Here is a 21,944-nt window from a genome sequence, read left to right as displayed (position 1 = left end):
AAACCGGGCGTTTTTCCTGCGAACTTACTAAATACCAAGCCACCGGAACAAAGAACGTTTATTTTTCCGACTCACTCCTGCTTTCGGTGACGAGTAAGCCGGAAAAAATAGGTATACTGAACAATAAAACCGGTCTTTTATCGCGAAATGGCAAACCCGCCATCAGTATTTACCCATTTTGGGGGATTCAATCAACAACCGTACTTACGGGAGTTTACAAGTTGAGGGGTAAAACGAACGCGGACGTCGAGATTTTGCCCTAAAAAGGAATCGAAAATCGCAACGTCCGCGTTGTTTCGGACTAATCTGAAAAATGAGGCTCGCTAACCTTCCAGCACCTGCGGCTGGCGACGCCAGGGCTTCGCTTCGGATTCGGCTTTACGGTAGAAATACCGGTACAGAATCGGGAAAATGAGCAGGGTCAGGATTGTGGCCGTGATCAAACCGCCAATGACAACCACTGCGAGCGGTTTTTGGGTTTCGGAACCAATGCCCGTCGAGACGGCTGCGGGCAGCAAGCCAATGGCAGCCATCAGGGCGGTCATGACCACCGGACGAATCCGACTCCGAACACCCTCCCGAATGGCCTCATCGAGGGGTTGCCGGTCGGCCCGGTTCTGGTTGAAAACCGACACGAGAATCACTCCGTTCTGGACGCAGATGCCAAACAGGGCGATAAACCCGACGCCCGCCGAAATCCCGAAGTTGATGCCGGTCACATGCAGCGCCAGAATTCCGCCCATAAGCGCAAATGGCACGTTCAGCAGCACCAGGCCGGCGTCTTTCGGATTGCCAAACGTAATAAACAGAATGACGAAAATAGCCGCCAGACTCAGCGGAACCACCTGCCCGAGCCGCTGGGTGGCCCGAACCTGATTCTCAAATTCGCCGGTCCAGTTGATGGAATAGCCCTTGGGTAGTTTTTTCAGTTTCTGCTCCACTTTGTGCTGGGCTTCGGCAATCGTGCTGCCCAAATCACGCTCCCGAACCGAGAATTTGACGCCAATAAACCGCTTGTTCAGGTCGCGGTAAATGAAGGCCGGGCCGGTGGTTTTGCGCAGGGTCGCAATTTCGCTGAGCGGGATTTTACTGCCGTGCATCGTCGGCACCATGAGTCGCATGATGTCGTCTTCCGTCTTCCGGTAATTCTCGGCGTACCGCAACCGAATGTCGAACCGGCGTTCACCTTCGTAGAGAATGGAAGCGGTTTTTCCACCAATCGCCATCTCGATAACAGCCTGGGCGTCAGCGGTTGAAACGCCATATAACGCCATTTTATGGTCGTGAAATAACACGCTGATTTCGGGCTGACCGATGTTCCGCAGAATACCGACGTCTTTGATACCCGGCACATCCTTGATAGCGGCAATCACTTCGTTGGCCAGACCGTTGAGCTGGTTGAGGTCTTCACCGAAAATCTTGACGGCATTGGACGCATTCATCCCGGCCACGGCTTCGGCCACGTTGTCGATAATCGGTTGCGAATAATTGTAGTTAATTCCCTGAAACTGTTTGAGTTTGCCGTCCATTTCCTCGATCAGCTCGTCGGTCGAAATCTTCCGCTGCCAGTCATCCTTGGGTTTCAGGTTGACCTGCATCTGCACGTAATAAAAACCGGATGGATCCGTCCCGTCGTTGGAACGACCGGTTTGCGACAACACACCGTTTACTTCCGGAAATTCCATCAGCTTCTTACGCAGCACACGCACCATTTTGGTCGTTTCGCTCAGCGACGAACTCATCGGCAATTTGGCTTCTACCCACAAAGCGCCTTCGTTCAGTTGGGGTAAAAATTCCGTTCCGAGCAGAGTGGCCGAGAAAAAAGTAACGCCTAAAAAAGCCGTTGCCAGCAAAAAGCTCAGCCGTTTATGCGCGTAACACCATTCAAACCCGGCAGTAACCGAATTATTAAAAAACCGGACGATGACGTTATTTTTCTCCCGAACGTTTTTCCGCAACAGGATCGAACACAAAACCGGCACCAGCGTAAGCGTGTACAATAAGGCCCCCAAGAGGGCAAAACCCAGCGTCCAGGCCAGCGGGGAGAACATTTTCCCTTCTACTTTCTGGAACGAAAAAATGGGCAGCAAAGCCGTGATAATGATCAGTTTGGAGAAGAAAACCGCCTTCCCCAGATCGCCACCGGTTTTCTTGATCAAACCGAGTTTGGACATGCGGTTGAACGCGGGCATGCCTTTTTTGTGCGCCAGGTGATCGAGCGTTACGAAAACCCCTTCGACCATCACGACCGCCCCGTCGATGATAATTCCGAAATCGACCGCGCCCATCGACAGCAAATTGGCTGACATCCCGCGCAATCGAAGACACATGAACGCAAACAGCAGGGCCAGTGGTATGATGATTGAAACGATGATGGTGGTCCGCCAGTCGGCCATGAAAATGAAGACGATCACCGTCACCAGGATAATGCCTTCGGTCAGGTTGTGCATCACGGTGCGGGTACAGAACGCGATGAGGTTGTCGCGGTCGTAGAAGGTCACCATTTTCGTGTCGGCGGGCAGAATCCGGGTGTTCAGCTCGTCGATTTTGTCCTTGACCCGCTTCAGGATTTCGCTCGGATTCTCGCCTTTGCGCATCACGACGATGCCTTCCACTACGTCGTCGTTGTTGTTCAAACCCACCTGGCCCACCCGGGGCAGACTCGATTCGGCCACCTCGGCAACATTGCGCACCAAAACCGGGTTGCCGTTGAGTTCTTCAATGATGATGTTTTCGATGTCGGGAATTGACGTCAGCAGCCCCACCCCCCGCACAACATACGCCTGCCCGTTGCGCTCAATGACATCACCCCCGACGTTGATGTTACTGCGCGTGATAGCCTGGTAAACTTCCAGCGGGGTTAAATCGTACTTGGTCAATTGGGTAGGATTCACCCGGATTTCGTAGATTTTTTCCTGTCCGCCAAAAGCCACCACATCGGCCACGCCGGGAACGGATCGCAATTGCCGGTCGATCACCCAGTTATGCAGCGTCAGCAGTTCGCGGCTGTCGCGCGTTTGGCTTTGGAGCGTAAACCGGAAAATTTCGCCCGTCGGGCCGTAAGGCGGCTGCACATCCGGCTCGACGGTTTCGGGAAGCGTGACGGTACGGAGCTGGTTATTCACCTGTTGCCGGGCGAAGAAGTCTTCCACATCGTCTTCAAAAATGATTTTGATGACCGACAACCCAAACATCGTGATCGAACGAACGTTGGTTTTCCGCTGCACTGAATTCATGGCCACTTCAATCGGCACGGTGACAAACCGCTCCACTTCTTCGGCGCTCCGGCCATTCCACTCCGTCACGACGATGATCTGCGTGTTGGTTACGTCAGGAAACGCTTCGAGCGGGGTATTCAAATAGCTGACCACCCCGGCAATGATCAGCGCCGTGGTCATGAAGAAAATGAAAAACCGGTTTTTAAGCGAAAAACCGACAATATTCCGAATGAATTTGTTCATGGAGTCAATGAGTGAATGAGCAAATGAGTGAATAAAGCCCCCGGTGGCGCATTTGCTTTATTCACTCATTCACTCATTAATCGTTAAGTGCGTCGTAAACCAGCAGCTGATTCTTCGAGATGACTTGTTCGCCCGGTTTCAAACCGGCGCTGATGTAGGCGATGTCCCCCAGAAATTTGTGAACCTGCACCGGGCGCGTTTCGATGTCAGAACGGCTGCGAAAAACCATGACGTAGTATTTCGAATTATCGAAAATAACGGCGTTGGACGGCACCGTGGCCATTTGATCGCCCTCATCAAACCGCAGCGCTACCGTTGCGTGCATTTCCGGTTTGAGCTTCATGCCTTCGTTTTGCAGCCGAATCCGGATCGTCATGGCTTTGGTGCCGGGGTCGAGGACACTGAAAATCTTATCGACCTTTCCGTTGAACCGCTGGTCGGGATAACTCAGCGTCTGAACGCTCGCGGGCATCCCGGCTTTCACCCGGCCGATGTCGCTTTCGTTGACATTCGCCAATACCCAAACGTCGCTGATCTGGCCGACGGTGAACAGGTTGTCGGCGTTGTCGGACCGAAGCTGCATGTCCCGGTTGACGTTTTTCTCGATTACAAAACCGTCGATCGGCGCGCGAACCGTATACGTAGGGGTTTTCCCCAGACCATAAATCTGAAAAATCTCTTTCACGCGGCTGAGTTCGGCCTGAGCGGTTTCCACGTCTTTGCGGGCCGCAACCACTTCGCGCTGGGAGTTCAGCTTGCTTTCAAAAAGATCTTCGGCCACGCTCAGGTTTTTCTGCGCCAGCAGCAAATCCGATTGGGCCTGAATCATTTGCCGCTCAAAATCAGCCACTTCGCCCGACCGGATAATCGCCAGTTGCTGGCCTTTTTTCACAAAGTCGCCCAGTTCAACGTCTACTTCCTCCACGACTCCACCCACCAGTGGGAACACTTTGATGACCTTGCTTTCGTCGGCGGCCACTTTCCCGACCAGCGTCAGTTCGGAACGAACCGGCTGGTGCAAAACCGTGTCGAGCCGGATGCGATGCATCATCGTGTCGGACATCATAAATGCCTTAGCCTCTTCTACTTCTGCTTTTTGATGGCAGGCCGTTGCCAGCCCGAGTGTTCCCAGCAGCACGCAGCAAACGAGTTGTTTCATTAGATCGTTAATTAAATAATTCCTCTCCCACCACGTAATTCAGTTCTTCGTAGGCACCGATGCGGTCAGCTTTCAGGCGGTTCAGTTCTTTCGTGCTTTCGTTGTAGGTTTCGATCAGGTCGATAAATTCCAGCAGGGAAATATTTCGTTTCTGGAAATTGGTAAACAACCCCTGATTCAACAGCTCAAATTGTTCCGAAAACCGCGACTCGACCGACTGCACCGTCCGCTCCACTTCCTGCACTTTTTGCAAAGCTGCAATGACCTCATTTCCAACCTGAACGGTTTTCTGATTCTGGATCTGCTTCTGGTAATCGATCTGGCTGCGGGCGGCTTTGATGGCCCCCTGATTCCGGTTGAAAAACGGCAAATCCATGCTCACCGAAACGCCGAGGTAATTGGGAACGTAGCTCCCGGCCTGGTCGTAGGTTCCGCCAACCCGCAAATCCGGCGTTGCCAGGGCTTTTTGCAACGTGTAATTCAGTTCCGATTGCCGCGTCAGTGATTGATTGGCAAGGACGTCGGCCCGGTGCCGAAGCGCCCGGCTGCGAAGCGAATCAACCGGTTCGTTCGGAAAGCGATATATCCGCAATTGCGCTTCGTCGACCTGCGGCAAAATCGGCTGATCGACCGACAACAGTGTTCGCAAAAACTGCTGGTTTTCGGCCTGATTGAGCCGAATTTCCAGCCGGTCGTTGTTGAGTTGAAACAGCAATGCTTTCAGTCGCAGGAGTTCGCGCAGCGATACGTTATTTTTGTCGTATTGCTGTTCAAAAGCCGTTACAGTTCCCTGTAATGTCGTGATCTGGCGGTCGTAGCGGGCCAGCGTCGCCTGTTGGAAATACAGGTCAAAAAACCGGCTTCGGAGTTCAAACCGCAGGGACCGGAGCAAATCGGCGAATTCGTAATCATTGAGCCGGGCCGTTTCCTGTGCCAGCGCGACGCGTTTGTTGCGTTTCCCGGCCGTATACAAAAGCTGTTGAACGGATATGATTTTCTGCCCCTGCCGCCCCACGTCCAAAGCCCGATGCTGTTCCGTATTGTAAGCACTTATTTCGAGCGAGGCCGTGGGATTATCGTACAAATTGGCCTGAATGATTTGCGCCTGTCCGGCTTCGATCCGGAACCGTCCGGCCAGCAGCAATAGGTTATTTTTAAGAAAAAGGCTGTCGGCCTGTCGTCGATTGAGCCGTAACGAATCCTGTGCCTGACCAGAGAAAGAAAGCAGGCAAGTCAACCAAAAACAAAGTATCAGGCGCATTAAAAAAGGTTAGCACATTTCGAAATGCAAGATTGGCCAAAAGAAGTTAGAAGTGGGTTAAAAGCGAATTAGAAAAAGGTTAAATAGTAGTTAAAAAAAACTTAGAAGTTTTCTAACCCAATCACATTCAGCTCATATCGTATTGGATTTCAATGCATTACTTCATAACCCGGTTTTATTTCCCTCTCCCATGCGAATCAATCGCCACCTGATCGGTTGTTACAAATGGGCCAGTTGGATCGTAAACTGACTGCCTTCGTTCAGTTGGCTTTCAACCGTAATCTGGCCCTGGTGGAGTTCGAGAATCCGCTGGCAAATGGAAAGCCCAATGCCAAAACCGTCGTACCCAACGGCGTTGGAGGTGCGGTAAAACGGGTCAAAAATCAGGACGGCATCTTCCGGCGTCATCCCGATCCCCTGATCGCGGACGCTCACCCAACACGAGCGGTTGTCGGTCCGGATGCGGACGCGGGCGGTGTGGTCGGCGGAATATTTACAGGCGTTGTCCATCAGGTTGAGCAACACCCGTTTCAGTAGTTCTTCATTGCCGGAAACCGTCGTTTCAGTTTCGGAATCCGGAATATTATCGTAATCGAATTCAATCCGGTAGTCGGGTTTCGCGCTCAGCAATTCATCCCGCGCAAATAAGACCACCTCTTCCATTTGCACCGGAGCCAGCGGCATCTGGCTGATGTTTTCGAGCGTTCGGGCCAGAAACAATAAACTGTTCGTCAGGCCAATCAGCCGGTCGGTATCCGATAGAAGATTGGTTAAAATCGCTTCATACTCATCGGTTTTCAGTTGCCGGCGCAGCCCCAGCTGAATTTCGGATTTAAGAGCCGCCAGGGGTGTCCGGAGTTCATGGGAAGCGTGGGAAACAAAGCTGCGCTGTTGCTCAAAAGCCTGTTCGAGCCGTCCCAAAACCGCATTGAAATTGACCGCCAGCTGATCAATTTCGTCGCGCCGGTCGCCCTCATCGAGCCGTAGCCGCAGGTTCCGCGCCGTAATGGTCGAAACCTGCGAGTTGATATCGTCAATGGGTTCCAGCGATTGACCGGCGAAGAAAATCCCCAGACCAATCGTCACACTGATGCCGCCCAATAACCCCCAAACGAGCGTAATGCCGAGATTCTTCTGTTTATTCCGGCCCACCCGGTCATTCGCCGACGCCAGCACGACCAGTTTCCGCCCCCCCTCTTCGTACAGAATACCGGCCAGCTGGTTGTCGTCGCTCCAGGTTTCCACTTCCTTCAACTGGCGGACTTCGTTGAGCAAACTTCGCTGATAATGAATGATATGATCGTCAACGCTGGCGTAAATCAGCCGGTTATTTTCATCAAAAACCAGTACTTTTTCGTCATACAGCGCCGTAAGGGTGTTCCGGTCGATGATTTTCAGCAGGTTGCGATCGACTTCATTCACCTGAATCAAAAACCGGGCGGTCGTCAGCGCTTTACTTTTCAGCCGATCGTAGAAATCGTCGCGGCTGTACGTGGCCGTCGTAAAATAAATGACCACCGAAAATACGAGGAGAATCGTGGCGACGATGAGTGAAAACTGAAGTGCAATCCGGTTTCTGATCTTCATCTTACGACTCTACTTTTAAAACATAGCCCATCCCGGCGCGGGTGTGAATCAGTTTCGGCTCAAAATCCCGGTCGATTTTTTTTCGTAAGTAATTGATATACACTTCCACGACGTTCGTACCGGGATCAAAATTCAGGCTCCAGACTTTCTCCGCCAGATCCATTTTGGAAACCACCCGCCCGCGGTTCCGCACAAGGTATTCAAGCAGCGCAAACTCGCGCGCAGTCAGGTCGATCGGGATGTCCGCCCGTTTTACCTGCTTGGTGGAAATGTTGACTTCGAGGTTGGCAATCCGCAGCACTTCGTCGGCTACGGTTTTATCCAGCAGATCGGCGCGTCGGAAACAAGTGGCAATTCGGGCGCTTAACTCCCTGAAATCGAACGGCTTTACCAGATAATCGTCTGCCCCGCGCTCCAACCCTTCCACCTTGTCTTCAATTTCGCCCAGCGCCGTCAGCATGATGATGGGCACCTGCGGTTTTTCGGCACGGATGTTCCGGCAGACCTCGTAACCGTTCAAACCGGGCAGGTTAATGTCGAGAATGATCAGATCGAACGGTTGCCGCAGCGCCAGATCCCGGCCGTTGTAGCCTTCGTAAGCCACCTCGGTCTGGTAACCTTCTTCCATTAACCCCCGGCTGATGTTCTGGGCAATCCGGCGGTCATCTTCAACGATCAGAATGGTTTTCATACGGCTTCGAAATCAGGACGATGCAGAAATAACGTCATAATTTACCAAAGCGGTTTCAGGAACCGGTATTTCTAAGGGTATTCTAATGTTTGTAAAGATGCTCATTCGTCGATCAATTTTCGCCAATCGGAGCGAAAATGTGTGGGGGGCCAGACGATAACACACGACGGTTTTCGTTTGCCGGCGCAAGCGACTGGTCAGGGTGAGAATGAGTTATCAGAAGATGTAATTCTTTTTATGCAATTTCCGCCTTTTTCAGCATTCCGCGTAAGGTTTCCAAATCCCTTTGCATAGCCTGATAGATTTTTTCGCGGGGAATCGTGATGTCGCGTTTGCCCTGATCGGCGCCCCCCAGCGGGTATTCGAGGTGCAGCGAAATGGGAACCCGCACCATTAATTTTTTCAGAAGCGCAAAATAGGCCGGGAAATCGACCATTCCCTGCCCCAGCGGCACACTCTCGGCTTTCCACTTTCCGTCGACTTTCTCCCAGATCACGTCTTTAATGGCAATAAACCGGATGTGCGGGGCAATCATCCGCAAGCCCGTCGACCAGGATGTGCCGCCCTCAACCGTTGCATGGCGAATGTCATATTGGCTGCCCAAAGCCGGATGATCGATCTCATGCAGCACCCGGTACATGTCCCAGACGGCGGAGCCGAAATTGGTTCCGGCATGGTTTTGATAGGCTCCCACCATTTTCAATTCCTGATTCAGCTTCGCCAATTCGCCGAGCTGATTTTTGTATTTTTTGAGGGAAACGGCGAGCGACTCGTCGTTGGGATACGCCAGCCAGCCCGTACGGTAATACCGGATTCCCTGCTGCGCAGCGGTTTCCAGAACGGTTCGGGCCTGATCATCGGCTTTGGTAATGGCGGTCGTGATCGTCGATACCTGTAAATTCCGCTTTTTCAGAACCTCAACGACTTTCGGCAAGTCGGTTCGGACAGTGGCCGGTTCAACGTGGCCGTCGGGTCGCACGGTCAGATCGACGCCATCAAATCCGAGGTCAGCGGCCACGGCGGCCAGTTCGGCTGGCTTCAGGAAATGAAGCAGTTTGGAAAAAATATGAATGCTAAACGGCTTGACATCAGCCGCCGGTGCCAGTGCAACTGGTGTTTCGGCTGCCGAGCCAATCAGGCCCGTTGCCAACAGACCTTTTAAGAGTTCACGTCGTTGAAGCAGAGAGGGCATAGCGTATGGAATCTGAGACGTATCCAGAAGAAATTTCGGCCTTCGATCTACTCAAATCGCCCCTTATTCATTACTTTACAGCGACTTATCCTAAAAACCGCCGAATGAATTCGTTTTTTTTCTCTTCCGACCTGTTGACCATTATGACTGCCATGGCACTGGCGGGTTTAATGGGTGGTTTGGTCAACTGTTTCCTGCCGGGTTCCGACGACGAACCGCCCAAGATCTGGTGGAAATGTGTGCTGATTGGTGTGGGCGCTTCGCTGATTGTGCCCGTTTTTCTGTTTCTGACCCAAAGCAAAATCCTGGACGAACTGGTGAAACACATTCCGGAAAAACCGGTCGGCGACATGACGGCCGAAAAAATCGCGGAAGCCATCAGTTTGAAAGTGAAGAACTACCTGGTCTTTTTTAGTTTTTGTACGATCGCGGCCATTTCGTCGACCCGGTTTATTTCGTCGGTGAGCGACCGGCTGATGACGGAGTTGAAAAAGGATCTGAAAGAAACCAAGCAGGAAGTGAAGGAAGCCAAAGCGGATGTCAAAGAAACCAAACAGAAAGTGAAGGAAACGGATCAGAAAGTAGCGGAAACCCAACAGAAAGCAATCAAAAATCGCGTGACCTTGCAGGCCGTCAAGAAAAAGATTGAAGAAACCTCCGCTGCCCGGAAATCCTCAGCAAAAGCGGTTTCATCCCCTGCCACAGTCAGTCGCGGGGGCATTATGCGAGGCACCGCACCGTCAGCCGTTCTTTTTCCCGACGATCCGCAGCGGGGGCTTTGGGGTGGTAAAGACGTTACTAACTTCAAGCGGTTACAGGCCACGGTAGTGCCCATTGACGACGATGAGGACTGGTATACAATTCGGATGGAAGTCGTCTCCACCGATCCGGACCAACATCCATTGACCGGTACAGTGACTTTCCACCTGCACGATACATTTGTGCCGGATACGGAGGAGGTTGTGGCCCGGAATAACCGGGCGGTTTTGGAAAAAACCGGTTGGGGCGCTTTTACAATCGGTGCCGAAACCGAAGACGGAACGAAACTGGAGCTCAATTTAGCCGACCCTACCGTAGCGCCGAATATCCCGGAGACGTTTCGGGGACGGTAATAATACCGTTTATTTCATTCGCCTGCTGTTTTGATTTCACAACTTGTAGAACTTAATACGGTCCTTATTTAATTTCAATACAGAAACTTACACCTACCCTTGAATAAGATTCACTAATGATTTTGCAAAATCTGATCTCAGGTTTTTATCAGCTAATTCAGCGTGCAGATCGGATTTGACAACATACTGGTTTTTATCCAATTCCTTTATAAGCACGAAATTCAGATTAAAAACTTCGGACGTATTAACCCTCCTTCCAATCCTAATCGATTCCGCATAATCCGTTGTTGTCACAAACAAATAATTTCCATTGGGAAGTCTTTGAACATAATCGATAAGAAAGTCCCCAATTCTTCGCTTGTTTGCGATCTCAATCAAATAATCCGCAAGAATCTTGTCGAGGTCGGGTTGTATGATACTCACCCTTAGAACTGTCATATCGAGCGATTCCGCATACGACTCACTAACTGCTGAATCTCGTTTAAGCTGAATTAGAAAACGGCTGGTGCCAAATCTTGTTCTCATATTTTGAACAAACCGGTAGCCAACGTAGAGAATTGCTGTCAGGCCAAAAAATAATTTTATCATTGCTTCCTGCTTTATAAGCGCCTTTTCAAGTGATATTCCTATTTAATGATAAAGAATGTAGTTTCGGTTATTATCCCGTCTAGAATGCAGGCTTTCTGTCTTCTATATCAGTCCTATTTCGCCATTCGAGTGGCTTTTCCTTTTGCAACGTAAGGGCCATCTGTTATCACAGTAAATAATCCTATTCACTCTCTATTTTGCTCTTTTAACGTTAAGAATCAACACCACCATCACGGCCAGCACCAGCATGGTTAAGACCCCTGCAATAAAAGCCTGCCGATTGGTATCGAACTCCTCCATCAGAAAAGAATAAAGATTGACGACGGTCAGGATGGCCAATAGTCCGATTATCAGGCTTAGTGCTTTCATACTTTTCCGGTTTTTAAATCTTAGACGGAAAGCGGGGTGATTGGTCACGCTGTGGTTCAGAAATACCAAAACCGCCCGCCGAACCAAAAGCGGGTCCAAGCCAGACCGTCTCCGATTGATAAAAAATCGGTATGTTTGTTTATTCCATCCGGCAGGAGATGAAACGCGAGCGTAATTCAGGTCTTTCTTCTCCCGTCCGGTTTCTTTATTCTAAAAAAGTCATGCTTATTTTGCGCCGAACCGGCTGGGTTTTACTCGGCCTGTTTATTCTGCTGAACATTATCGTGGCGTTTCAGGCCTCCCGGTTTACGTATTTCTACGATAATCCGGAGAAAACCCCGGCCAAAAAAGCGGAGGATTACACGACCGGCGAAAAACTGAATGCGGCTTTTTTTGGCATGAAACTGAAGAAATCCGTGGTCAGCGAACACCCATCGGTTCCTTACGAAACCGTCCGGCTGACCAACGAATACAATCAGAAACTCGAAGGCTGGTATATTCCAGCCGAAAATTCCCGGGGAACGGTTATTCTTTGCCACGGCCACGCGTCAAACAAGTCAAAAATTCTCTGCGAAACGGAATACTTTCACGAACTGGGCTACAATACACTTTCGTTCGATTTCCGGGCGCACGGCAACAGCGCCGGTAACATCTGCACCATTGGTTTTCGCGAAACCAACGACCTGAAAGCGGCCTACAACTTCGTGGAAAAAGGAAACGAGAAAAACATCATTCTCTGGGGTGTCTCGATGGGGGCGGCTGTCATCCTGAAAGCCATTCCTGAACACGGTTTGAAACCGACGCAGGTGATTCTGGAATGTCCGTTTGCTTCGCTCTATGATGCCGTTCAGGGTCGGCTTCGTTCGATGCACATTCCCGCCCACCCGATTGCGGAACTACTGACACTCTGGGGCAGTATGGAACGCAGCATGTCGGCGTTTAGCTTCCGGCCTTCGGTGTACGCCAAACAGCTTACCATGCCGGTTTTGCTGAACTGGGGCGCTAAAGATCCCCGGGTGCTGCGGCACGAAACCGATGCTATTTTTGAGAATTTAGCCAATTCCCGCAAAAAGCTGGTGGTGTTCGAAAACTCGGCACATCAGTCTTACTGTGTTAACGAAAAGTCCAAATGGCAGGCCGCAATCAGCGGTTTTCTGCAAGTCAGCCCAAAACCGGAAGGCAAACCCGTGGCCGCCCGATCAACCCCGTGAATTCATTTCGACCTTTTCACCATCTACTGTCATGAAAAACCTGCTCTTTTTCGCTTTCCTGCTCGCAGCCTCGCCCCTGGCATTCGCCAGGCCGGTTTCTACCTTCCGCCCGGCACCGATTCAACCGGCTGATTCAACGGATCTGAAAGCGTACGCGGGGACGTATACGTTTGCCCAGAACGACAATATTAAACAGTTTACCATCACGGTCGAAAATGGCGAGTTGTACGGCGCGGTAGATTCGTACCCCAGGAACAAGCTGCTGAAACAGCCTGCCGCCGAAACTTTCAAATCAACGAGCGAATACGGCTCCGTCCTTACGTTCACGCGCGATGCTGCCACCAAGGCCGTAACGGGGTTTAAAATCCAGCTTATGGGCAATGAATTGACGGCAACCAAAGACAAATGACGCAAACAAAGCCGTTGTTCAGTCGGTTGATACAGGATCAAATCTAATTCTGTTCAACAATGAAAAACGGTTTTGTTGTTTTTACATATACCCTTCTTTTAGCCAGCCTGGTGTCAGCCTGTGGCCAGGGTAAAAAATCAGAAAGTTCCAATTCGGCGGATTCGGTGGCGTCGGTAGAAGAGACCGCGGCCTCCACTGCCCCCGATTTGCCCCCTCCTTCCGAATCGTCGACTCATTTCAGCAAGGTAGTGGGCTGGAAAGACGGTCAGCTACCCAAAGCGCCCGATGGGTTTGTCGTCACCGAATTTGCCCGCGATCTCGACAATCCGCGCCGGACTTACGTGCTGCCCAATGGCGATGTGCTGGTCGTTGAATCGCAAACGGAGCGAAAAGGCGTAGTCAAAAAAGTCGTCGCGGCAGTCAGTGGCCAGGCCAAATCCGGTGCTTCAGGCAAGAGTGCCAACCGCATTACGCTCCTGCGGGATGCAAATAAAGACGGAAAGCCGGAAGTTCGCGAAACATTTCTCGAGGGTTTGAACCAGCCATTTGGTGTTCTGGTAATTGGAAATACGTTGTATGTCGCTAATACCGACGCACTTCTCAAATTTCCGTACCAAACCGGTCAGACCAGAATAACCGCCAAAGGAACCTCCATTCTGGCACTGCCGGCAGGTGGTTACAACAACCACTGGACCCGCAATCTGCTGGCCAATGCCGATGGTTCCAAGATTTACATATCGGTGGGTTCGGGCAGCAATGTGGGCGAAAACGGCATGGAAAATGAAGTAAACCGGGCGAATATTCTGGAAATCAATCCGGACGGAACCGGTGAGCGTGTGTTTGCCAGCGGCCTCCGCAACCCGGTTGGCATGGACTGGGCGCCCGGCACCCAAACCCTGTGGACGGCAGTCAACGAGCGTGATGAACTGGGCGACGAACTGGTGCCCGATTACATCACCAGCGTGAAAGAGGGCGGTTTTTATGGCTGGCCTTACTCTTACTATGGCCAGCACGAGGACCCGCGCCGGAAAGGAGAACGGCCTGATCTGGTCAAAAAAGCGATGGTTCCCGCTGTGCCGGTGGGATCGCATACGGCTTCGCTCGGACTGGCTTTTTATGACAAAACCGCCTTCCCGGAAAAATACCGCAATGGCGCCTTTGTGGGTCAGCACGGCTCCTGGAACCGGTCATCTTTCGCTGGATACAAAGTCGTTTTCGTCCCTTTTCAAAACGGAAAACCGAGCGGAAAGCCGGAAGATTTTCTGACCGGTTTTATCGCCAGCGACACCGATGTATTCGGTCGTCCGGTTGGTTTGTCGGTGCTCCCGGACGGCTCGTTGCTGGTGGCGGATGATGCGGGCAACCGGATTTGGCGGGTCAGCGCAAAGTAGTAATTTCGCGGGGTCAGGATACTTGTTCTGACCCCATACGGATGTCCCAGACCATCATTCCGATTTTTCGAATTTTCGATTACCCGAAAGCCGTTGAATTTTATGTCAACTGGCTCGGTTTCACCATTGCCTGGGAGCACCGATTTGGCGAAAATTCTCCGGTTTACCTCGAAATCACGAAGGGCGATTTGAAACTGCATCTCTCCGAACACCACAGCGACGCTACTCCCGGCAGCAAGGTGCTGATCGACTATCCGGAGCTCGAATCCTTCCACAAGGAGTTGATTGCCAAGAACTACCACTACATGAAACCGGGTTTCAACGAAGCTTTCTGGGGTGCCTGGGTTGTCAATGTCATTGACCCGTTCGGCAATCGGCTGGAGTTTTTTCAACGAATCGAAAAACCGGTCACTCCCTAACCGGATTCGAACACATTCTGCCTGCGGCTACAAACATCAGTTCAATAGACTGATCGGCAAAACCGGGGTTATTTTTCAGAAACTGTTTCTGACCTTCCTGCTACCCGACCGTTCTGCAACCGGGTTATTTTATTCCGGTATCGTGTGCTTTTTTGAAAAAATTGGAAAATTTCCCGCTTTTGGTACAATAGCGATAGACATTGGTACAAATGTGATAGTCGTTGCGATTGGAAGTCTCTAGGTTTGTTGACCGAATCCGCTTTCCTGAAAGCCTGTTTGCTTAAACCATTGAGAATGGAAAATAAAATTCGACAAAAAGTAGCGTTTCAGTTAATGCATCACAAAGGATTTATTTCAGCATTTCACTTACGGCAATTGTTTAACGACATGCCCAAAGACGAGCCTATTTTGAGCGAGGTCATTTACTGGTTTTTGATCGAAAACAATTACCGCGCCATTGGAAAACCGCAGGGAATGTCGCCAAAAGAGTGGCTTTTGTCAGTCGATTGGCAGTATTTCAATGATCATTCGGAGGAGGCACTCAGCCAGAAACCGGCCGCTGGACACCAGGCCAACGGGCATCTCTTATTTAAAAGAGAAAATAGGGTGGTCCTTTTTATATCGTGCCTATGCGGGTTGCTGATAGCCATGCTTTTGTACTGGTTGTGGGATTACGCCCCGGCACTTCAAGCAATTCCGACGCCGTAAAGCAATACGATTAGTAGTTTAGTGTGTTGCCGACAACCCGACTGGCTATGCGGTCGGGTTGTTTTGTAAAAACGATTCCTTACAACTACTTTTCACTTCTTTCCACCAAAACCACAGTCAGGCAACTGAATAACCTCATTCATTTAAATAAAAAATTTACAACAATCTACTTAATGCATTCAAAATGAACTGGAAAGATAAAGTCATTGCCATTACCGGCGCTACCACCGGTATCGGAAAAGCTACCCGGGACCTACTGACCGGCCAGGGAGCCAGGGTGTATAATCTCGACATTACCAAACCAGGTGACGACGACACCCGGGGAGAATTCATCCCCTGCGATGTTCGGAAAGTCCAGGACATTAAAGACGCTTATTCGGCCATTATCGAAAAGGAAACGAAAATCGATATGCTCTTCGCCAACGCAGGAATTCACCTGTTTGCCACGATGGAGCAGACGTCGGACGAAGAGCTGGATAACCTCATCAACATCAATATCAAAGGGACATTTTATTCCGTGCGGGAAGTGCTGCCGTACATGAAAGCGCAAAAAAAGGGCAGTATCGTCCTGATGGGCTCGGATCAGACCTTCGTCGGCAAAGGCAGCAGCTCCGTGTACGGAATGACCAAGGGTGCAACCGGGCAATTGACCAAAAGTACTGCCATCGACTACGCTCCCTTCAACATTCGGGTGAACTGCATTTGTCCCGGCACCATCAATACGCCCCTGCTCGACCGGGCCGTTACGCATTTTGCCAGCACCAACGGCGTGGAGGAAGCCGGCGTGTTCGAATCGCTCGACTCGGTTCAACCGTGGGGCCGGATTGGTCAACCACAGGAAATTGCCGCCGTTGTTGCCTTTTTGCTATCCGACGAAAATTCGTTTATGACCGGAAGCCTGGTGAGTGCGGATGGCGGATATGTGTGTCAGTAAGTTGAGGCTGAAAGCCGGTTGGGAACAGTCCCGATGATTTCGGATTGGCCGAACTTTCCTAACCGGCTCTCTTTTCGGTCGTTTTTCAATCTTTTGAGAAATGGGACCCGGTTTTTCCCAATTCTACGTGCGGTCAGCAGTTGCTGACCTAAGGTGATGACGTTTAATATAGACCGTTCCACCTGTTACGGTTGCTCTACTTTTCTACAACTACCGGTTTCAACGAAAAATGGAAATAAAAATTCTTTTTGGTACAATCACGATAGACTTTGGTACAATCGTGATAGTTGCTTTTCTTTACTAATGCTAGGTTTGTTGCTGATAACTCGCTGTCTTCCTGCGTAGGAAGGCCTGATTTTGTTAATTTTTCGGTAATTACTAACTAGTCTGTAAAATTAAAAAACGTGTAGAACTAAAAATCATGAAAACCAAAGCTCCCGGACTCCCATTTAGTCGAAAGCGACGATCCTGAAAGTACTCAGACGTTCACCCGATTTCCCCGGACTTAACACTCCTATTTTATTGACGATTTCGTCCGGATAGTATCCGGTACGCAATCAAAACTACGGCCGTTCTGAACGGAATCCGGCCCGAAACCCTGTATCTCTGCACGATGAAAGATGAAAATGAAGCGATTCGTAATCAAATAGAACAGAAATTAATGCACTATAAAACCTACATTCCATCTTTCACTTTAAAAGAGTTATACACGGTTATTCCCGCGAGCGAAACCGTTCTGAACGAAGAAATCTATTGGTACCTGGTCGAAAACGAATATTTCTCCATTGGAAAGCTCCGGGGAGACAGCCTGAAAGAACGCTTACTTTCCGTTGACTGGCGACGGAATCCAACAACGTTGTTTCAATCCATTCCACCCGCACCGGCTCCGAGTGAGTCCAGTAAGACCATGGCAAAACTGACGCAGAGAGAACGGAGGCTGCTGAACGTTTTGGGAGCTATCTGGGCCTTCATTTTGATTTTTTTCCTGTATTGGCTGTGGAAACATGTTCCTTTCACACTGTTCAAACCCTAAATGGCTGACGAACTAACTGATCTGTTTTCAAGCCAGGCCCTGGAATGGCTTACCAACCTGACCCTCGGTGTCTTGTTGGGCGGACTTTTATTTGGCCTTTTTATATACGGTCCCAAATGGTTTCGGGCTCAAAAACTGGCCAGGCTAGCAGCACGGCAAGCTAAACAGCAGCAAACCATTCATGATCTGAAAGTCAGCATTTTCCATGGCCTGACCATGGAATTCCGAACCACTCTGACGCTCATTCTATTGCCGATTCAACACATGCTGATGGAAACGCAGGAGGCAAAAAACAGACACCGGCTGGCCACTATTGAAAAAAATGCCTACCGTCTCCTGAGTCTTTTCAACCAGCAGATGGATCCCAATAACCCGGACGACCGGTTTTTGAAGACGCCCGATCTTCTTGAAAAACCACCTGTTGATTTGATCCGGTTCCATCCTGAAAAACCGGCTCCGCTCCCAAACGCACAACCCCTCATTTTGCTGGTTGAAAACAACCCGGAGCTGGCTGATTCCATCGCCAGCGGTTTTACCGGAAAATATACCGTGTTGCAGGTCACCAATGGCCTCGAAGGCTGGGAACAGGCGACCGGTCTGATTCCGGACCTGATCATTGGCGACATCGAGATACCGGACATGGACGGTTTCACGCTGTGTCGAAAACTGAAAGAAGACCAGCGAACGCAGCACATTCCGGTGGTCTTGCTGACGACGACGCCTTCCACCGAAAACCGGATCAAAGGACTGGCTCTTGGCGCGGATGATTATTTCAGCCAGCCTTATAATTTCACTGAATTTCAATTGCGAATTCAGAATCTGATGGATCATCAGCGCCGGTTGCGGGAGTGGATGCAGGCCACCATTTTCCGCCCTTTTTAATAGTCGATCAGCTCTTTGGCCAACTGCCTGAAACGTTTTCATCCCAATCCGGTTTTTAGTGAAACCGATCCGCAAAACGAACCCAATGATCACGAAACCGACGAATCACGACTCCGGCGCCCCTCTACCTTCCCGACGGGAAGCGCTCCGGCTATTGGCTATTTCGGCTTCCGCTCTGGGTGTCAGCGGCTTGACTGGTTTTTCATTAACTACCCAATCTACCATGCTCAACCGAAGCATTCCTTCCACGAAGGAAAAACTGCCCGTCGTCGGTATCGGAACCTGGCAAACGTTCGATGTTTCGGGAACGTCGGCCCATGACGAGTTGCTGCAAACGCTGAAAGCCGTTCACAAGGCAGGCGGCAAGCTGATCGATTCGTCGCCGATGTACGGACGGTCGGAAGAAGTCGTAGGCGAGCTAACCGCATTATCCGGGATTCAAAACCAGTTTTTTTACGCCACCAAAGTCTGGACGCGCGGCCGCGAGGCAGGCATTCGGCAGATGGAAGAGTCGATGCGGAAAATGCAGCGAACGTCGATGGATTTGATGCAGATTCATAACCTCGTCGATTGGAAAACGCATCTTGAAACACTGAAAACCTGGAAAACCGCCGGTAAAATCCGCTACATTGGCATTACGCATTACACCGATTCGATGCACGACGAACTGATCAATATTATCTCTAAATTCCCCATCGATTTCGTGCAGTTCAACTATTCGATTCTGGCCCGCAACGCCGAGAAAAAGCTCCTGCCCATGGCCCAGGACAAAGGTTTGGCCACGATCATCAATCAGCCGTATGCCGAAGGGCGGCTTTTTTCGCTCGTAAAAGGAAAACCCGTACCCGTTTGGGCCACTGAAAACGACATTACTACCTGGGCGCAGTTCTTCCTGAAATTTATCGTCTCCCACCCCGCTGTCACCTGCGTCATTCCCGGAACCAGCGATCCGAAACACGCTGCGGACAACATGCTGGCCGGATACGGCCGCTTGCCCGATCCGGCTTTGCGCGAAAAAATGGCAACACTGATTGGGTCAATGTAGAGACGGTTTTCGGTATACAGTTTTCGGTGGCTGACGCACGCTTTTGAAAGTCCGAATGCGTTCGTCACAGTAAACCGAAAACCGGAAACTTTTACTCATCTTCTTTGTCCGCGCCTGGACAGATTCTGTCCGAAATCGTACAGAACAGATTTTCGTATCCCCTCCCAGTTGCTTCAAAAGGCCATTTTCCCGATTTGGCAGTATATTTGTTTTGCAAAATTACAACTAATACTCCTAGCCGGTTAAGACCATGCGCAGATCCTTTTTAGGTGAATTTGAAGAGATTGTCCTGCTGGTCGTGGCCGCCTGCCCGGCCGAAGCCTACGGCGTAACGATCTGGGAAGACGTGCAGCAGCAAACCGGGCGATCGATCACGATGAGCGCTGTCCACGCTACCTTGTACCGACTCGAAGAAAAAGGGTTTCTATCGTCTGAGATGGGGGGCGCAACCGCCGAACGTGGTGGTCGTCGCAAGCGTTTTTTCGCCCTGACCAACGCTGGAGTCCGCGCCCTGAACGATATTCAGGAAGTTCGCAGCCGGCTCTGGCAGGCCATTCCGCCGGGGAAGTTTCAACTAATTGGTTTTGGAAGTTAAGAATTATGAGTTAAGAGATAAAAGTTGACTGTCGTTTTCTGACTCTTAACCAAATACGATTTATGAACGCACATTCTCAACCTCCCCGTTGGGCCGATCTTCTTCTCGAAACGTTCGTCGCTCCAGATTTGCTGGAAGATGTACAGGGAGATTTGCATGAAGTGTTTTACAAACGGGTGGCGGAAGTGGGTTTAGCGAGGGCCCGACGGGAGTATGCACTGGCAGTTGTGCGGTATTTGCGGCCGTTCTTTTTGAATCGAAAACAGTCAGCGTCTTCATCTATAAAACAGTCTGATATGGTACGCAGCTATTTTAAAATCGCTTTCAGAAATATAACGAGGCACAAAGCCTACTCGTTCGTCAACATTGCCGGACTGACATTGGGTCTGACGGCCTGCCTGCTGATCTCGCTTTTTGTCTGGGATGAAACCCGGTATGATCTGTTTCTGACCGATGGCGCTCGGGTTTTTCGCGTCTACAACGAACACACCGACGCTCAGGGCACTATCGAAATGGCGGTGGCACCGCCCATGTACACCACGACGCTGCAAACGGAGTTTCCCGAAGTAGAAAAAACCGCCCGGATCATGATGACCGCCCAGCACAAGACGCTGTTCGAATCCGGTAATACCAAGTCGTACGAAGAAAATGGTCTCTTCATCGATTCCACTTTTTTTGAAGTCTTCCCGCTTCCTTTCCGATACGGATCTCCAGTCAAGGCCCTGGACGATCGCGCTTCGATTGTGATTTCACCGGAAATGGCCCAGCGGTTTTTCCATTCTGAGGATGTCGTGGGAAAACAAATCCTGATGAATAAACAGCCTTATCTGATCAAAGGTGTCGTTCCAAATCATCCGAAGTTTCATTTACAATTTGATTACATCATTCCGTTGGCGGCCATCCAGTTACCGGCGGAACGCATGCAAAGCTGGCGTTGGAATCAGTTTTATAACTACGTTAAAGTTAAAAAAGGGGTAGATATTCAACCATTGGAGCGAAAGTTTCAGGCTCTGGTAAAAGAAAAAAATGGCGCCCTTTGTTGAAGATAAAAACACCTCAAATACGCCTTATTTTCAGCCACTAAAAAACATTCATTTTTTTTTTCGGCTGCTTTTAAATTCGATACCTCACAACGAGGAAACAGTACTTACGTAAATGGTCTGACGGCTATTGCGGTTTTTATCCTGTTAATCGCCTGCTTTAATTTTGTGAATCTGGCCACGGCCAAATCGTTACAGCGCGAAGGAAGTGGGTGTGCGTAAAACCGTTGGCGCGGGCCGGAAGCAATTAATACTGCAATTTATCGCAGAAACGCTGTTGTTAATTGTCATCAGTACGCTCATTTCGATTGGCCTGGTTTCTGTATTATTCCCCTGGCTCAATCAATTTACAAACAAGCAAATCCCGTTTGAGCTGTTTACAAATCCTCTCGTAATCGTTAGGCTAATCGCACTCATGTTCGAACTGAGCATTCTGACCGGTTTTTACCCCGCGCTCGTTTTATCCGGTTTCAAACCGGTCAACGTGTTAAACGGCTCGGTTTCCATTTATCAGGAACCCGGCAAAACGCCCTGGCTCCGGCACAGTCTGGTGGTGATCCAGTTTACCTTATCCGTTCTGCTGATTATCAGCGCGCTCGTTGTTTTTAAACAATCTGTTTTTCCCAATGCGCGGAGATAATATGAATCAGAAGAAGGAGTCTTTTAAAAGCGAATTAGTACGATTACCCGGCGTGTCAGCGGTTTCAATCGGGTACGGTTTTCCGGGTGATGCGGTTGCGGGCGATGAAATAATTGTACCGAATAAGGGCGAAAACCGGACCCAATCGGCGACGTAGCTACTGGTCGATTATGATTACATCAAAACCCTGGGATTGCATCTGGTGGCCGGCCGGGAT

22 protein-coding genes and 1 pseudogene are annotated in these 21,944 nt (G+C 50.3%); 15 read left to right on the top strand and 8 right to left on the bottom strand.

Annotated features, from left to right (window positions below; translation table 11 throughout):
• Nucleotides 1-323: 323 nt before the first annotated feature.
• From EHT25_RS20730 to EHT25_RS20705, 6 genes are all read right to left on the bottom strand, one after another.
• Nucleotides 324-3,461 carry an efflux RND transporter permease subunit gene (locus tag EHT25_RS20730; RefSeq protein ID WP_124877025.1) on the bottom strand — a complete coding sequence of 1,046 codons (3,138 nt, stop codon included), beginning with the start codon at nucleotides 3,459-3,461 and terminating at the stop codon, nucleotides 324-326.
• Between the two features lie 76 nt (nucleotides 3,462-3,537).
• A complete protein-coding gene (locus tag EHT25_RS20725; RefSeq protein WP_124877024.1) occupies nucleotides 3,538-4,620 on the bottom strand; it encodes an efflux RND transporter periplasmic adaptor subunit in 1,083 nt (360 codons plus the stop codon).
• A 7-nt stretch (nucleotides 4,621-4,627) separates the two neighbouring features.
• Nucleotides 4,628-5,881 carry a TolC family protein gene (locus EHT25_RS20720; RefSeq protein WP_124877023.1) on the bottom strand — a complete coding sequence of 418 codons (1,254 nt, stop codon included), beginning with the start codon at nucleotides 5,879-5,881 and terminating at the stop codon, nucleotides 4,628-4,630.
• A 219-nt stretch (nucleotides 5,882-6,100) separates the two neighbouring features.
• Nucleotides 6,101-7,468: a sensor histidine kinase gene (locus EHT25_RS20715; RefSeq protein WP_124877022.1), complete on the bottom strand. Its 1,368-nt coding sequence runs from the start codon at nucleotides 7,466-7,468 to the stop codon at nucleotides 6,101-6,103.
• A gap of 1 nt (nucleotide 7,469) precedes the next feature.
• On the bottom strand, nucleotides 7,470-8,159 hold the full coding sequence (locus EHT25_RS20710; protein WP_124877021.1) for a response regulator transcription factor: 690 nt from the start codon (nucleotides 8,157-8,159) through the stop codon (nucleotides 7,470-7,472).
• A gap of 235 nt (nucleotides 8,160-8,394) precedes the next feature.
• Nucleotides 8,395-9,351 carry a sugar phosphate isomerase/epimerase family protein gene (locus tag EHT25_RS20705; protein WP_124877020.1) on the bottom strand — a complete coding sequence of 319 codons (957 nt, stop codon included), beginning with the start codon at nucleotides 9,349-9,351 and terminating at the stop codon, nucleotides 8,395-8,397.
• Between the two features lie 104 nt (nucleotides 9,352-9,455).
• Between EHT25_RS20705 and EHT25_RS20700 the strand changes: the two genes are divergently transcribed.
• On the top strand, nucleotides 9,456-10,463 hold the full coding sequence (locus tag EHT25_RS20700) for a YEATS-associated helix-containing protein (RefSeq protein ID WP_124877019.1): 1,008 nt from the start codon (nucleotides 9,456-9,458) through the stop codon (nucleotides 10,461-10,463).
• A gap of 93 nt (nucleotides 10,464-10,556) precedes the next feature.
• Here EHT25_RS20700 and EHT25_RS20695 read toward each other — a convergent pair whose 3' ends face one another.
• A complete protein-coding gene (locus EHT25_RS20695; RefSeq protein WP_124877018.1) occupies nucleotides 10,557-11,051 on the bottom strand; it encodes a hypothetical protein in 495 nt (164 codons plus the stop codon).
• Nucleotides 11,052-11,243: 192 nt separating this feature from the next.
• Nucleotides 11,244-11,420 carry a hypothetical protein gene (locus EHT25_RS32740; protein ID WP_185731430.1) on the bottom strand — a complete coding sequence of 59 codons (177 nt, stop codon included), beginning with the start codon at nucleotides 11,418-11,420 and terminating at the stop codon, nucleotides 11,244-11,246.
• 221 nt (nucleotides 11,421-11,641) lie between these two features.
• Here EHT25_RS32740 and EHT25_RS20690 point away from each other — a divergent pair, with 221 nt between their 5' ends.
• The 14 genes and pseudogenes from EHT25_RS20690 to EHT25_RS33220 all read left to right on the top strand — a co-directional run bounded on the left by EHT25_RS20690 (nucleotide 11,642) and on the right by EHT25_RS33220 (nucleotide 21,884).
• Nucleotides 11,642-12,631 carry an alpha/beta hydrolase gene (locus EHT25_RS20690; RefSeq protein ID WP_221622310.1) on the top strand — a complete coding sequence of 330 codons (990 nt, stop codon included), beginning with the start codon at nucleotides 11,642-11,644 and terminating at the stop codon, nucleotides 12,629-12,631.
• 31 nt (nucleotides 12,632-12,662) lie between these two features.
• Entirely contained in the window at nucleotides 12,663-13,040 is a 378-nt protein-coding gene (locus tag EHT25_RS20685) for a DUF3471 domain-containing protein (RefSeq protein ID WP_124877016.1), read from the top strand.
• A gap of 59 nt (nucleotides 13,041-13,099) precedes the next feature.
• Nucleotides 13,100-14,431: a PQQ-dependent sugar dehydrogenase gene (locus EHT25_RS20680; RefSeq protein ID WP_124877015.1), complete on the top strand. Its 1,332-nt coding sequence runs from the start codon at nucleotides 13,100-13,102 to the stop codon at nucleotides 14,429-14,431.
• A gap of 41 nt (nucleotides 14,432-14,472) precedes the next feature.
• Nucleotides 14,473-14,850: a glyoxalase superfamily protein gene (locus EHT25_RS20675; protein ID WP_124877014.1), complete on the top strand. Its 378-nt coding sequence runs from the start codon at nucleotides 14,473-14,475 to the stop codon at nucleotides 14,848-14,850.
• Between the two features lie 294 nt (nucleotides 14,851-15,144).
• On the top strand, nucleotides 15,145-15,558 hold the full coding sequence (locus tag EHT25_RS20670; protein ID WP_124877013.1) for a hypothetical protein: 414 nt from the start codon (nucleotides 15,145-15,147) through the stop codon (nucleotides 15,556-15,558).
• A 184-nt stretch (nucleotides 15,559-15,742) separates the two neighbouring features.
• Nucleotides 15,743-16,492, top strand: a complete 750-nt coding sequence (locus EHT25_RS20665; protein ID WP_124877012.1) for an SDR family NAD(P)-dependent oxidoreductase — start codon at nucleotides 15,743-15,745, stop codon at nucleotides 16,490-16,492.
• A gap of 613 nt (nucleotides 16,493-17,105) precedes the next feature.
• Nucleotides 17,106-17,525: a hypothetical protein gene (locus tag EHT25_RS20660; RefSeq protein WP_124877011.1), complete on the top strand. Its 420-nt coding sequence runs from the start codon at nucleotides 17,106-17,108 to the stop codon at nucleotides 17,523-17,525.
• On the top strand, nucleotides 17,526-18,407 hold the full coding sequence (locus EHT25_RS20655; RefSeq protein ID WP_124877010.1) for a response regulator transcription factor: 882 nt from the start codon (nucleotides 17,526-17,528) through the stop codon (nucleotides 18,405-18,407).
• Between the two features lie 85 nt (nucleotides 18,408-18,492).
• Nucleotides 18,493-19,452 carry an aldo/keto reductase gene (locus tag EHT25_RS20650; RefSeq protein WP_124877009.1) on the top strand — a complete coding sequence of 320 codons (960 nt, stop codon included), beginning with the start codon at nucleotides 18,493-18,495 and terminating at the stop codon, nucleotides 19,450-19,452.
• Nucleotides 19,453-19,702: 250 nt separating this feature from the next.
• On the top strand, nucleotides 19,703-20,047 hold the full coding sequence (locus tag EHT25_RS20645) for a PadR family transcriptional regulator (protein WP_124877008.1): 345 nt from the start codon (nucleotides 19,703-19,705) through the stop codon (nucleotides 20,045-20,047).
• Nucleotides 20,048-20,109: 62 nt separating this feature from the next.
• On the top strand, nucleotides 20,110-21,090 hold the full coding sequence (locus EHT25_RS33235; protein ID WP_229311690.1) for a permease prefix domain 2-containing transporter: 981 nt from the start codon (nucleotides 20,110-20,112) through the stop codon (nucleotides 21,088-21,090).
• Nucleotides 21,091-21,295: 205 nt separating this feature from the next.
• Nucleotides 21,296-21,496 (top strand): annotated as a pseudogene (locus tag EHT25_RS33230) (ABC transporter permease); the annotation flags it as partial.
• A 6-nt stretch (nucleotides 21,497-21,502) separates the two neighbouring features.
• The gene (locus tag EHT25_RS33225; protein WP_229311716.1) at nucleotides 21,503-21,727 is read left to right on the top strand and encodes a hypothetical protein; all 225 of its coding nucleotides are present in this window, start codon (nucleotides 21,503-21,505) and stop codon (nucleotides 21,725-21,727) included.
• Between the two features lies 1 nt (nucleotide 21,728).
• On the top strand, nucleotides 21,729-21,884 hold the full coding sequence (locus EHT25_RS33220; protein ID WP_229311688.1) for a hypothetical protein: 156 nt from the start codon (nucleotides 21,729-21,731) through the stop codon (nucleotides 21,882-21,884).
• Nucleotides 21,885-21,944 lie beyond the last annotated feature (60 nt).

Source organism: Larkinella rosea, from assembly GCF_003858635.1.
Lineage (GTDB): Bacteria > Bacteroidota > Bacteroidia > Cytophagales > Spirosomataceae > Larkinella > Larkinella rosea.
This window is presented reverse-complemented; position numbering and strand designations above follow the sequence as displayed.